Annotated in this window: 9 protein-coding genes and 3 tRNA genes; 8 read left to right on the top strand and 4 right to left on the bottom strand. The window is 67.0% G+C overall.

The window, feature by feature from the left end; translation table 11 throughout:
• Positions 1-34: 34 nt before the first annotated feature.
• The gene (locus DUGA2_RS20940; protein WP_070271423.1) at positions 35-814 is read right to left on the bottom strand and encodes an SDR family oxidoreductase; all 780 of its coding nucleotides are present in this window, start codon (positions 812-814) and stop codon (positions 35-37) included.
• A gap of 57 nt (positions 815-871) precedes the next feature.
• Between DUGA2_RS20940 and DUGA2_RS20935 the strand changes: the two genes are divergently transcribed.
• Positions 872-2023: a class I SAM-dependent methyltransferase gene (locus tag DUGA2_RS20935; RefSeq protein WP_070271554.1), complete on the top strand. Its 1152-nt coding sequence runs from the start codon at positions 872-874 to the stop codon at positions 2021-2023.
• Between the two features lie 115 nt (positions 2024-2138).
• Complete coding sequence (locus DUGA2_RS20930; RefSeq protein WP_070271422.1) at positions 2139-3161, top strand: J domain-containing protein; 1023 nt, start codon at positions 2139-2141, stop codon at positions 3159-3161.
• Positions 3162-3167: 6 nt separating this feature from the next.
• Here DUGA2_RS20930 and DUGA2_RS20925 read toward each other — a convergent pair whose 3' ends face one another.
• Together DUGA2_RS20925 and DUGA2_RS20920 are read right to left on the bottom strand one after the other, a co-directional pair.
• Positions 3168-4829, bottom strand: coding sequence for a methyl-accepting chemotaxis protein (locus DUGA2_RS20925; protein ID WP_070271421.1), 1662 nt, complete (start codon positions 4827-4829; stop codon positions 3168-3170).
• A 22-nt stretch (positions 4830-4851) separates the two neighbouring features.
• A complete protein-coding gene (locus tag DUGA2_RS20920) occupies positions 4852-5334 on the bottom strand; it encodes a chemotaxis protein CheW (RefSeq protein ID WP_070271420.1) in 483 nt (160 codons plus the stop codon).
• 240 nt (positions 5335-5574) lie between these two features.
• On the opposite strand from DUGA2_RS20920, the gene DUGA2_RS20915 reads away from it, so the two are divergent.
• Positions 5575-7158, top strand: coding sequence for a DUF3369 domain-containing protein (locus DUGA2_RS20915; RefSeq protein ID WP_070271419.1), 1584 nt, complete (start codon positions 5575-5577; stop codon positions 7156-7158).
• A gap of 39 nt (positions 7159-7197) precedes the next feature.
• Positions 7198-8739: an HDOD domain-containing protein gene (locus tag DUGA2_RS20910; protein ID WP_070271418.1), complete on the top strand. Its 1542-nt coding sequence runs from the start codon at positions 7198-7200 to the stop codon at positions 8737-8739.
• Here the strand turns inward: DUGA2_RS20910 and DUGA2_RS20905 are convergent.
• Positions 8726-11998, bottom strand: coding sequence for an EAL domain-containing protein (locus tag DUGA2_RS20905; RefSeq protein WP_070271417.1), 3273 nt, complete (start codon positions 11996-11998; stop codon positions 8726-8728). The genes DUGA2_RS20910 and DUGA2_RS20905 overlap by 14 nt on opposite strands.
• Before the next feature lie 195 nt (positions 11999-12193).
• Between DUGA2_RS20905 and DUGA2_RS20900 the strand changes: the two genes are divergently transcribed.
• The 4 genes from DUGA2_RS20900 to tuf all read left to right on the top strand — a co-directional run.
• A tRNA-Tyr gene (locus DUGA2_RS20900) sits at positions 12194-12277 on the top strand.
• Between the two features lie 69 nt (positions 12278-12346).
• Positions 12347-12420: transfer RNA gene (locus tag DUGA2_RS20895), tRNA-Gly, on the top strand.
• A gap of 30 nt (positions 12421-12450) precedes the next feature.
• Positions 12451-12525, top strand: a tRNA-Thr gene (locus DUGA2_RS20890).
• 107 nt (positions 12526-12632) lie between these two features.
• On the top strand, positions 12633-13587 hold a 955-nt coding region (gene tuf, locus DUGA2_RS20885; protein WP_070271416.1), incomplete at its 3' end, for an elongation factor Tu.

Here is a 13587-nt window from a genome sequence, read left to right as displayed (position 1 = left end):
TTTACCTTCTTCAGATTGAATTCGTTTGGCCAGCTCATTTCGCCAAAAACATCACGTCGCGCGGCAGCGGCATCAGGTGCTGGCCGCCGTCGACCAGCAGGGTGGCGCCGGTCAGTGCGCGTGCCGTGGCAGCGTAGACCACGCTGTCGGCGATATCTTCCGGGGTGCTGGAGCGGCCCAGCGGGGTTTGCCGGTGCGCGTTGGCGAAACCGGCGTCGGTCTGGTCGCCGGACACCATGGTGATGCCGGGCGCGATGCCGACCACCCGCACCGCCGGCGCCAGCTGCTGCGCCAGCATCGTGGTGGCGGTGTGCAGCGCCGCCTTGGACAGGGTGTACGACAAAAAATCAGGATTGAGATTGTACAGTTTTTGGTCGAGCAGGTTGATGACCACGCCTTGTTCGCCGGCCGCCAGGGCCGCGTGCAGCGCCTGCGCCAGGATCACCGGCGCGGCGACGTTGGCGCGCATGTGGGCGTCGAGGCGGGCGGCGGTGAAGTCGGCGGCGCTGTCGTACTCGAACAGCGAGGCATTGTTGACCACGCAGCGCACCGCGCCCAGCGCGGCCACGGCCTGCGGCAGCAGGGCGCGCACGGCCGCTTCGTCGGCCAGGTCGCAGCGCAGGGCGACGGCGCGGCGACCCAGGGCCTCGATGGCGGCGACCGCCTCGCGCGCCTCGGCCTCCGACGCGCGGTAGTGCACCGCCACGTCCCAGCCGGCGCGCGCCAGGCCCAGCGCGATGGCGCGGCCGATGCGGCGGCCCGCGCCGGTGACGAGGGCGACGGGGGCGGTGGATGGATTGTGCTGTGCTGTCATGTGCTGTCTGAGTGTGAAAATGGCGGCCCGGCGCGCCGATTCGCTACAATGCCGGTTATGTCCCTACCTGTACCTTCAAGCGACGCGCTGGCCGCGTCCCACGCCCTGTCGCACCTGATCGCCGCCGAAATCTCGCGCAACGACGGCGCCATCTCCTTCGCCCGCTATATGGAACTGGCGCTGTACGCCCCCGATCTGGGCTACTACAGCGGCGGCTCCGCCAAACTGGGCAAAGATGGCGATTTTACAACCGCGCCCGAGCTCACGCCGCTGTTCGGCGCGGCGGTGGCGCAGGCCGCAGCCGCTATTATCGCCCAAAGCGCGCCGCAGATCCTCGAATTCGGCGCCGGCACCGGCAAGCTGGCCTTCGACATCCTGACCGAGATGGCCGTCGCCGGGGTGGCGGTCGAGCGCTATTTCATCGTCGAACTGTCCGGCGAGCTGCGCGCGCGCCAGCAGGACAAGCTGCGCGATTTCCCGCAGGTGGTGTGGCTCGATGAATTCCCCGACGCCTTCGACGGCGTGGTGGTCGGCAACGAGGTGCTCGATGCGATGCCGGTCCACCTGATCACCCGCCACCCGCAAGGCTGGCAGGAATTGCAGGTGACGGTGCGCGACGGCCGCTTCGATTATCTCGAAGTAGCGGCCGGCCCCGAGCTGCTGGCGCAGATCGCGCTGCAGATCCCGGAGCACGACAGCCTGCCGGTCGGCTACGTGACCGAAGTGCACGGCGTGGCCTGCGGCTTCATGGCGACGCTGGCGCGCATGCTGCGCAACGGCCGCGCCAACGCCGCCTTCCTGTTCGACTACGGCTTCCCGGCGCACGAGTACTACCTGGGCCAGCGCGCCACCGGCACGCTGATGTGCCACTACCGCCACCACGCGCACCCGGATCCTTTCTACTATCCGGGCCTGCAGGACATCACGGCCCACGTCGATTTCACGGCGATGGCGCTGGCGGCGCAGGAGGCGGGCGCCGAGGTGCTGGCCTATCTGAACCAGGCCGGCTTCCTGATCGGCGCCGGCGCCGGCGAGCTGCTGCTGCGCACCGACCCTTCCGACGCGCTGCGCTATCTGCCGCAGGCCAAGGCGCTGCAAAAGCTGCTGTCGCCGGCGGAGATGGGCGAATTGTTCAAGGTGCTGGTGATCGGCAAGAACGTAGTCTTGCCGGACGCCATCGCCGCCCATGACCGCAGCCATCGCCTGTAGACTGAATGTCACAATGGTCGGAATAGCAAGGCGATTCCTTGCTTGATCGCTGAGTTTTGCCGCGCCAGATCGGCTATGATGAATGACGCGCGCTCGCTGGACAATTATTGGAACGATGGCAAAGATACACACACACTATGACAACCTGAAGGTGTCGCGCATGGCGCCGCAGGAGGTCATACGTGCCGCCTACAAGGCGCTGAGTCAAAAATACCATCCGGATAAAAACCCGGGGGATGAGAAGGCTGCGCGCATCATGGCCATACTCAACAGCGCCTACGACACCCTGTCCGACGCCCAGCGCCGCAAGGAGCACGACGAGTGGATCGCGGCCGAGGAGTGGGAGATCGAGTGGCTGGAGAGCACCCGCCACGAGGACGGCCATGGCCACGGCCACCGCGGCGACAAGCACCGCCACGACGCGCCGGACCGGGCCTGGAGCCCGGAACCGGTCGACGACGGCCCGCGCCCGCGCCGGCCCGCCGCATGGAAGTGGTGGGGCGGCCTGGCGGCCAGCCTGCTGGTGGGCTGGGTGGGCGGCGTGGCCATGGTGTCCGAACCGCGTCTGTTGTCGTCCGCGCTGGCCTCGGCCTGGGGCGGCAAGGTGGATGAGGGCGGCAGCCGCGCGGTGCAGCGCGCCGCCGTGCGCGATCCCAAGGCCGAGATGCGCGAAGCCTGGGCTTCCACCCAGCCCTACTATCCCGAAGCGAACGGCAGCCGTCCGGCGCCGATCCGGGTGCAGGCGCTGTCGCAGGTGATCCTGCCGAATGCGGCCGCCGACTGCGAGAGCGAGACGCAGACGCTGGTGGCGCCCAACGGCGAGCCGTGGCCGACGCAATCCGGTTACATGGCCGGCTTCCCGGTCGGCAACCGGGGCGACGATATGCAGCTGATGCTCGACAACGCCGGCAACGCGTCGGCGGTGTTCATCAAGATCTACGATACGGAGCGCCATTCCAACGTGCGCTACGCCTATGTGCAGGCGCACGACAAGCTGGTGGTCGACAAGCTGTCCAACGGCAAGTACGAAATCCGCTACCAGAACCTGGACGTGGGCGCCAACCAGAGCGGCTGCGCAGCGGCCAGCCGCACGGCGGCGGCCAGCACGGCCACGCCGGCCGCGCCGGTCAACAACTAGACCTTCCTAGAACTCTTCCCACTCCGAGCCCATGTCCGCCTTGGCCTTGGCGGCGGGCTTGGGGGCGGCCGCCGGTTTGGCCGCCGGCTTGGCCGCTGCCGGCTTCGTCGCGGCGGGCTTGGCCTCGTCCAGCTTGAACACGCTGACCGAGGCCGACAAGGTGGCCGCCTCGTCCTGCATGCTTTGCGCGGCGGCCGCGGCCTGCTCGACCAGCGCGGCGTTCTGCTGGGTCATCTCGTCCATCTGCGAAATCGCCTCGTTGACCTGCTCGATGCCCAGGCTCTGCTCCTGGCTGGCCGAGGTGATCTCCGCCATGATGTCGGCCACCTGCTGCACCGAGGTGACGATCAGGCCCATGGTCTGGCCGGCCTCGTCGACCACGGCGCTGCCGCCGTCGACCTTTTCCACCGAATCGTCGATCAACACCTTGATTTCCTTGGCCGCCGTGGCCGAGCGCTGCGCCAGGCTGCGCACCTCCGACGCCACCACCGCGAAGCCGCGTCCCTGTTCGCCGGCGCGCGCCGCCTCCACCGCCGCGTTCAGGGCCAGGATATTGGTCTGGAACGCGATGCCGTCGATGACGCCGATGATGTCGACGATCTTGCTGGAGCTGGCCTTGATCGAGCCCATGGTGTCGACCACCTGGGCCACCAGTTCGCCGCCGCGCGTGGCCACCGACGACGCCGAGATCACCAGCTGGTTGGCCTGGCGGGCGTTGTCGGCGTTCTGCTTGACGGTGGAGGTCAGCTCTTCCATGGTGCTGGCGGTCTGCTCCAGCGAGCTGGCCTGCGATTCGGTGCGGCCCGACAGGTCCATATTGCCGCTGGCGATTTCGCCCGAGGCCTGGTTGATGGTGCCGGTGCTGCGCCGCACTTCGTGCACGGTGCGCGCCAGGCTGGCGTTCATGTGCTGCAGCGCGTCCAGCAGCTGGCCGGTTTCGTCGCCGGCGTTGACTTCGATGCGGGTGCTCAGGTCGCCGGCCGCGACCGACTTGGCGATCGCCACCGCCTCCTCCAGCGGGCCGGTGATCGAGGCCGTGATCCACACGGCCAGCGCGCCGGAGACGATCAGCGCCACCACGCCCAGCACTACCATCATGGTGCGCGAGAAGTCGATGTGGCCGGTGGCCACCTTGCCGCCGTCCTCGATATCGCTCTTTTGCTGCTTGACCATGCCGCCGGTCAGCTCTTCCAGCGAGTCGAGCAGGGGGAAGGTTTCGCTGTTCATCAGCGCAGCCGCCTTGTCGCGGTCGTCCGCCTCGACCAGGTCGGCCACCTTCAGGAAGGAGGTGTTGTAGGCGGTGCGCGCCGCCTGGATCTTGCCCAGCAGCGCTTTCTCGTCCGGGGTGTCGGTCAGCTGGACCAGCGTGGCCAGGGCGGCGTCGATGGCCTTCTTGTCCTGGTCGATGCGCTCGTAGCTTTTGGCGCGCTGGGCCTTGTCGGTGATGACGAACAGGGCCAGCACGCGGCGCGCATCCTCGCGCGCGGCGGCGTCGATGGTGGCGGCGGCCGAGGCGCTGGGCCAGTCGCGCTCGACGATGCCCTTGCTGCTCTGGCTGATGGCGCCGAAGCGGCCGATGGCGGTGACGATCATGATGAGCATCAGCAGCACGACCAGGCCGAAGCCGGCGCCGAGGCGGGTTTTGATTTTAAAGTCGGTCAGTTTCATGGGGCGGTGGTCGGGTAGGGGGTCAGGTGGCTGCTGCGGCGACGTCCATCAGGCCCATCTCGGCGCTGGACATCAGTTTGTCGATATTGACCAGGATCAGCATCCGTTCGTCGATGGTGCCCAGGCCTATCATGTAGTCGGAGCTGAAGGCGGTGCCCATCTCCGGCGCCGGCTTGACCTCCTCGGGCATGAGCGTGGTGACGTCGGACACCGAGTCGACCACCATGCCCACCACCCGGCCGCCGATGTTGAGGATGATGACCACGGTGAACTGGTCGTACACCGGCTCGCCCAGCTTGAACTTGATGCGCATGTCCACCACCGGGATGATGATGCCGCGCAGATTGATCACGCCCTTGATGAACTCGGGCGCGTTGGCGATGCGGGTGACGGTTTCGTAGCCGCGGATCTCCTGCACCTTGAGGATGTCGATGCCGTACTCCTCGGCGCCGAGGGTGAAGGCGAGGAATTCCCTGCCGGCGATGTCCGATGCGCTTTCTTGCATGATTGTGGTCCTTGAAATGTTGATCTGACCGCTGATCGTCTTGGTCGCCGACAGCGCCGCAAACCTTACAATGACGGCCCTAGCGTATCAGAGTCGGGGCCCGATGACGAGCGCGGCCCGGCCCGATAAGGGCGAAAAGAACACGCATGTTGCTAGCAATTTCGAAGGGGGTTGTCACAGGGGGGGAATCTGATTATGCTAGGCCTAAGACAGCCACGGGCCCAGCCCCAGGAGACGCGCATGACCGATTCCAACGCCGCAGACGACAACTGGCTGATCCAGGAGGACGAGGAAGCGGCGCCGGTTGCCGGCTCGGGTTCCCCGGACCAGCGCCTGTGGCGGGTGCTGATCGTCGACGACGATGTCGATGTCCACGCCGTCACGCGGCTGGCGCTGCGCAACGTTTCCTTCAAGGGCCGCGAGCTGGAGCTGTTCTCGGCCTACAGCGGCCGCGAAGCCTACGACTTCCTGCGCGACACGCCGGACATCGCGCTGGTGCTGCTGGACGTGGTGATGGAAACCGACGACGCCGGCCTGCTGCTGGCGCGCCGCATCCGCGAGGAGCTGCACAACGCCATCGTGCGGGTGGTGCTGCGCACCGGCCAGCCGGGCCAGGCGCCCGAGCAGCGCGTCATCATCGAATACGACATCAACGACTACAAGGCCAAGACCGAGCTGACCACGCAGAAGCTGTTCACCACGGTGATCTCGGCGCTGCGCGCCTACGAGAGCCTGAACATGCTCGAACGCAGCCGCATCGGCCTGGGCAAGATCCTGGCCGGCGCCACCAATCTGTACCAGATCCATTCGCTGCGCGAATTCGCTTCCGGCGTGCTGAACCAGGTCAGCGCCATCCTCGATGTCGGCGCCGACGGCGTGCTGTGCCTGATGCAGGGCGACACCGGCGTCACCAGCGTGGTGGCGGCCACCGGCGGCTACGCCCAGCTGAGCGAAGCGGAGCTGATGCCGACCGGCCATCCGCTGTGGCCGACCATCGCCAAGGCCTTCGCCGAAAAGAAAAGCCAGTTCGACCATCCGGCCAATGTGCTGTTCATCCACACGCAGGAAAACCGCGAGGTGGCGATTTCGGTCACGCCGCCGTGGCCGCTGGCGCAGATCCAGCGCGACCTGCTGGAAGTGTTCTGCCAGCGCATCGCCGCCGCCTTCGACAACCTCTACATGTTCGGCCAGCTGCGCAAGGCGCAGGAGGCCACCGTGGTGGCGCTGGCCGACCTGGCCGAGTTCCGCGACAGCGGCACCGGCGGCCATGTGCGCCGGGTGCAGATGCTGTCGTCGTCGCTGGCGCAGCGGCTGGCCGCGCGCGGCGTGTATCCGGACGAGCTGACCCCGCAGCTGCTCGACATGATAGGCCTGGCCAGCATCCTGCACGATGTCGGCAAGGTCGCCACGCCGGACCACATCCTGCTCAAGCCCGGCATCCACACGCCGGAGGAACGGGCCGAGATGCAGACCCACGCGGCGGTCGGCAAATCCATCCTGGAGCGCGCCGCCAACATGGTCGACGGCGTCAGCTACCTGACCTACGGCGCCGAGATCGCCGGCGGCCACCACGAGCACTACGACGGCAACGGCTATCCCAACCAGCTCAAGGGCACGGACATTCCGGTCTCGGCCCGCATCGTCGCCGTGGTCGACGTGTTCGACTCGCTGCTGCACGAGCGCCCGTACAAGGACCCGTGGCCGCACACCGAGGTGATGACCTATATCACCGACCGCGCCGGCAAGCAGTTCGACCCCGAGGTCGTGGCCGCGCTGCTGGACCTGATCGAGCGCGACCCGACCATCGGCCATACGCCGGACTAGGCTGCGCGCCCGCGGGCGGCAGCACGCCAGGACCATGCCATGCCTACCCATACGTCACCGTCCGACAGCGAGCTGCGCCCGGTGCAGGGCTTGGCACGGACTGCGCTGCTGAAGAAGCTCAGCGGCGACGAAGGCATGTTCGCGCTGGGGGCCTCGGTGGCGCGCGTGGTGCAGCTGGCCGACTCCGACGACCAGGGCACGCAGAGCCTGGCCTACTACGTACTGTCGGACGTGGCGCTGACGCAGAAGGTGCTGCGGCTGGCCAACACGCCGACCTACCGCGCCGCCGGCGGCACCGCCGTCACCACCATCTCGCGGGCGATTTCCCTGCTCGGCTTCGACAACGTCAAGACCACGGCGATGGCCATGCTGCTGGTCGATACGCTGGTCAACAGCAAGCACGCGCACAGCGTGCGGGTGGAGCTGGAGGCGGCGCTGTGCGCCAGCCTGGTGGGGCGCGAGATGGCCCGCTTCAGCGTCTACCAGGGCGCCGAGGAGGCGGCCATCGGCGCGCTGTTCAAGAACATCGGCGCGCTGGTGGTGGCCTCGCACGAGCATGGGCTGTTCCGCGAGATCGCGCTGCTGACGGCGGCCGGCAAGCTGACGCAGGCGCAGGCGGCGCTGCAGGTGCTGGGCTGCAGCTACGACAGCCTGTCGGCCGCCATCCTCAACGAATGGAAGATCCCGGACGTGATCGTGCGCTCGCTGGCGCCGCTGCCGCCCGGCGCGCTGAAGCCGGCCGCCGGCCGCCAGGAGTGGATGCGCCAGGTGGTGTCGTTCAGCATGGAGACGGCGCGCCTGCTGGCGCGCCGCCTGGGCCCCGACAGCGTCGAGGGCAGGGCGCTGGCGCAGCGCTACGGCGCCGCCCTCAATCTCGACCATGAGCGCCTGGCGCAGATGTTCGCCACCGTCGCGCGCGACATGGACGGCTTGCTGGAGAGCTTGCAGATGGGCGGCCACGCCGATCCCGACGAGGGCGGCCCCGGCCTGCCCAGCGTGCTGGCGCAGGCGGCGATGAGCGCGGCCGAGCCGGCGCAGGGCAGCCACCCGAGCGGCAAGCCGTACAACGCGCGCGAGCAGCTGCTGGCCGGCGTGCAGGAGGTGACGCAGATGCGCGCCGGCGGCCACGGCAAGGTCAACGATATCATCCAGGCGGTGCTGGAGACGCTGTATCGCGGCATGGGCTTCCGCTTCGCCACCGTGTGCCTGAAGGATGTGCGCAGCGGCCAGTACCGGGCGCGGGTGGCGTTCGGCGAGCGGCATGTGGAGCGCCAAGCCGGTTTCGTGTTCCCCACCGCCAGCGGCGATGACTTGTTCCATCTGGCGATACAGAACAACGCCGACCTGATGATCGCCGACGCCAGCGCGCCGAAGATACGGGCGCTGCTGCCGGAATGGCACCGCCAGCTGCTGCCCGACGCCCGCAGCTTCATCGTGCTGCCGCTGGTGGTCAATTCGATCCAGCTGGGCCTGTTCTACGCGGACCGCGCGCTGCCGGCGCCGGAGGGCGTGCCGCCCGACGAGACCTCGCTGATCCGCGCCCTCAAGGGCCAGGTGCTGGTGGCGCTCACGCCGGGCTGAGGTCGGCCCCGGCCATGCTTTCGCTGCGCACCATGGCCTCGAACTGCGCCACCGGCATCGGCCGCGCGAACAGATAGCCCTGCGCCTCGTCGCAACCCTTGGCGCGCAGGAAGCTGCGCTGGGCCTGGGTCTCCACGCCCTCGGCCACCACGCCCAGGCCCAGCGAGTGGGCCAGCGCGATGGTGGCGGCGACGATCACGGCGTCGTTCGGGTCGCTCTCGATATCCTTGACGAAGCCGCGGTCGATCTTGATGCGGTCGATCTCGAACAGCTTCAGGTAGCTCAGCGAGGAATAGCCGGTGCCGAAGTCGTCGATCGCCACCTTGATGCCGCGCGAGCGCAGTTCCACCAGCAGCGCGCGGCTGCGTTCCGGATCCTGCATCGCCGCCGATTCGGTGATCTCCAGCTCCAGCAGGGCCGGGTCGATGCCGTGGGTGTCGAGCAGGCGGTCCAGGTGGGGCAGCAGGCCGGCGCCGTGGCACTGGCGGGCCGACAGGTTGACCGCCAGCCGCAGGTGCGACAGCCCCGGCGCGCGCCACGAGGCCAGCAGGTGGCTGGCGCGTTGCAGCACCCAGTCGCCCAGCGGCAGGATCAGGCCCGATTCCTCGGCGATCGGGATGAAGCGGTCCGGCCCCACCATGCCCAGCTCCGGATGGTGCCAGCGCAGCAGCGCCTCGGCGCCGATGATGCGGCCGGACGCCAGTTCGATCTGCGGTTGCAGGTAGAGCTCGAATTCGTTGTGCTCCAGCGCCTGCCACAGGCGGTTTTCCAGCAGCAGGCGTTCGTGGGTGGCGGTGTTCATCGCGGCCGAGAAGAACTGGAAGTTGCCGCGCCCCTGGCTCTTGGCGGCGTACATCGCGGTGTCGGCGTGGCGCAGCAGGGTGCTGCCGTCCTCGCCGTCGGACGGGAACATGGCGACGCCGACGCTGGCGCCGCTGTGCACGGTCTTGCCCTGCAGGTGGTAGGGCGAGCCCAGCGAATCGACGATGCGCACGGCGATGTTGGACGCCTCGTCCGGCGTGACGCTGCCGGAGGTGACGACGATGAATTCGTCGCCGCCCAGGCGGGCGATGGTGTCGACTTCGCGCAGCAGCTCCTGCAGGCGCTGGGCGACGGCGACCAGCAGCAGGTCGCCGGTCTGGTGGCCGTGGGTGTCGTTGATTTTCTTGAAGTGGTCGAGGTCGATGAACAGCACCGCCGCCGCGCCGCCGCTGCGGCGGGTCTGCGCCAGCAGCTGGTCGAGGCGCAGGTTCAGCGACAGGCGGTTGTCGAGGCCGGTCAAGGTGTCGTGGTGGGCCAGGCGGTGGATGCGCTCCTGCGCCAGCTGCTGCTCGGTCAGGTCGTGCAGGATGGCGACGAACAGGTGCTCGTCCGGCAGCTCCACCTCGCTGACCGACATCGCCAGCGGGAATTCGTTGCCGTCGCTGCGCCAGCCGGTCAGCTCGTATTCGTGGGTGACGCCGCAGGCGATCATGCGCAGCAGGCCGGCCGCGTCCAGGCCGGCGGCGTCGCCGACGCCGACCGGGATCAGGCGGTCCAGCGGCAGTGCCGTCATGTTTTCCGGCGCGTAGCCGAACAGGCGGCCGGCGGCGGCGTTGGCCGACATCAGCAAGCCGTTGCCGTCGATGGTGAGGATGGCGTCGGCCGCCTTGTTGAGGATGGCCTGCAGGCGCGCCTCGCGTTCGCGCAGGCGCGCGGTGCTGTCCTTGACCTGGGCCTGGATGCGCGCGCGCTCGCCGCTGATCAGCATCATCAGCGTGCCCAGCAGGCCGGTCAGCAGCAGGCCGCAGGTCAGCACGGTCCAGCTCTGCCAGCCGCGCTGCTGCTGCAGATAGGCCGGGGTGGGCGCCAGCGTCAGTTCGTAGATGCGGCCGCCGAAGTGCAGCTGGCGCTGGAAGTCGCCCTGCTCGGCGGCGCGTTGCAGGCTGTCGCGCACGACGCGGCGCGGGCCGTCGTCGTCCATGTCTTCGAAGCGTATCAGGAAGTGGCCGAACTCGGAGCGCCGCAGCGCCTGGTCGAGGTAGGCGTCGAACTGCATCGAGATCAGCAGCGAACCGATGGCCTGGTGGCGGTTGTTATTGGGGTAAACGGTTTGCAGCAGCAGCAGGCCGGCGCTGGACTGCGAGGGGATCAGCAGCAGCGGCGCGGTGGCGGTGGGCTGGCCGGACTGGATGGCGCGCTCCAGCGCGGCGCGGCGCTGCGGGTCGGACAGCAGGTCCAGGCCCTGGTAGGCGCGGCTGGCCTCGGGCTCGATGAAGGTGGCGACGAAGTAGCGCTCGCGCTGCACGGCGGTGTGCAGCGTGCCGTCTTCGCTGCGCTGGCGGATCTCGAAGCCCGGCGCCACGTGGGCGCGGGCCCAGGCTTCGAAGGCGGGGCGTTCGCTGCCGGCCACCGGCGTCAGCCACGACATCGACAGCAGCTCGGGGCGCTGGTCCAGGTAGCCGTGCGCCAGGTTGCCGAAATCCTCGGGGCTGAGCGTGCGGCGCGGATCGTTGAGCGCCTTGGCCATCGCATAGATGAAGCGCTCGTGTTCGCTGAACTGCGCCTGCAGCAGGTCGCCGGTCTGCTGGGCCTTGAGGCGGAAGGCTTGCATCTGCTGGTTGTTTTCCCAGCGGTCGGCTTGCAGGTAGATGGCGATGAAGGCGGCCGCCGACAGCAGCAGCGGCAGGCCGACCAGCAGCCGGCGGCGCGACCACAGCGCGCGCGGGCGGCCGATGACGATCCAGGTCAGCGGCGCCGCCAGCAGGATGCCGATGGTGTCGCCCATCCACCAGGCCAGCCAGTCGAGGAAGATGCTGTCCCATTGCAGGATGCCGAGCAGGCCCATGCCGGTCAGCGAGACGGTGCTGCTGACCACGGTGACGCCGGCGGCCAGCAGGATGAAGCGCACCACGTCGCGGCCGGAGCCGATGCCGGGGTCGATATAGCGGCGGAACAGGGTGCTGCCGGCCCAGGCTTGCAGCGCCGCGCCCAGCGCCGCGGAGAGGGCGCCAGCCAGCGCGGTGGCGCCGATGCCGTCCGGGCTCATGGAGGGATAGACCAGGTTGACCGCCAGCGAGCCGAGCGCCACGGCGGGCAGCAGGGCGCGGCCGCCGATCACGCAGCAGGCCAGCGCCAGGCCGGCCGGCAGGAAGATCGGCGAGGCATAGCCAGGCGGCAGCGCCAGCAGCAGGCCGAGACGGCCGGTGACGAAGTAACAGGCCAACAGGCCCACATTGGCCAGCACCAGGCTGCGCAAACTACCGCTACGGTTGTTCAACTGCGGGGCTCCAGATCTCACTATCGTCAGCCGATTGTATAGGAATTTGTGCAACGTAAAAACAACACTTGCACTTTTGCAGTTGGTGCAGTTAAAATCTCGCCCCGAAGCAGACAGTTCATCCGGATGACGCGAAATAACGTTGAGAAGGGTTGACAGGTCAAAGTAGTTGCTTCATACTCTGCGGTTCCTCGCGGAGGGGTGGCCGAGTGGTTAAAGGCGACAGACTGTAAATCTGTTCTTTCGAGTACGCTGGTTCGAATCCAGCCCCCTCCACCAAGTTTTTGCAAAAAGACTGGGTATGCAAGAAGTTACGCAAGTAGATGAAGTAAGAATTGAACAATCCTCGCGGGTGTAGCTCAATGGTAGAGCAGAAGCCTTCCAAGCTTACGACGAGGGTTCGATTCCCTTCACCCGCTCCAGTGTTGTTGCAATGCAGTAGTACCCCATAAGCCCTTTTAGCTCAGTGGTAGAGCACTCCCTTGGTAAGGGAGAGGCCACGTGTTCAATCCACGTAAAGGGCACCAGAATTCGCAGTATCCCGCAGTACCGCAGCATATAAACACATACGCAGCAATATCAAGACAGTCGGGCGCACGCCCGGGCAATCACACCAAATCGTTAGGAGTCTAAAATGGCAAAAGAGAAATTCGAGCGGACCAAGCCGCACGTTAACGTCGGCACCATCGGCCACGTCGACCACGGCAAGACCACCCTGACCGCTGCGATCGCAACTGTTCTGTCGAAGAAATTCGGCGGCGAAGCTAAAGCATACGACCAGATCGATGCTGCTCCAGAAGAAAAAGCACGCGGCATTACCATCAACACCGCTCACGTCGAATACGAAACCGCTGGCCGTCACTACGCTCACGTTGACTGCCCAGGCCACGCCGACTACATCAAAAACATGATTACCGGCGCAGCGCAGATGGACGGCGCGATCCTGGTTTGCTCCGCAGCTGACGGCCCTATGCCACAGACCCGCGAGCACATCCTGCTGGCCCGCCAAGTTGGCGTTCCATACATCATCGTGTTCCTGAACAAGTGCGACCTGGTCGACGACGCAGAACTGCTGGAACTGGTTGAAATGGAAGTGCGCGAGTTGTTGTCGAAGTACGACTTCCCAGGCGACGACCTGCCTATCGTCAAAGGTTCGGCACGTATGGCGCTGGACGGCGACACCGGCCCAATGGGCGAGCAAGCCATCATGGCCCTGGCTGAAGCACTGGACACCTACATCCCTACGCCAGAGCGCGCAGTGGACGGCGCCTTCCTGATGCCAGTTGAAGACGTGTTCTCGATCTCGGGTCGCGGTACCGTTGTTACCGGTCGTATCGAGCGCGGCATCATCAAGGTCGGCGAAGAGATCGAAATCGTTGGTATCACCGACACCGTCAAGACCACTTGCACCGGCGTGGAAATGTTCCGCAAGCTGCTGGACCAGGGTCAAGCCGGCGACAACGTTGGTCTGCTGCTGCGCGGCACCAAGCGTGAAGACGTACAGCGTGGTCAGGTTCTGGCGAAGCCAGGCTCGATCAAGCCGCACAACCACTTCACCGGCGAGATCTATGTTCTGTCGAAAGACGAAG

Origin of the sequence: Duganella sp. HH101 (genome assembly GCF_001758795.1) — a bacterium.
Taxonomy (GTDB): Bacteria; Pseudomonadota; Gammaproteobacteria; order Burkholderiales; family Burkholderiaceae_D; genus Rugamonas; species Rugamonas rivuli.
This window is presented reverse-complemented; position numbering and strand designations above follow the sequence as displayed.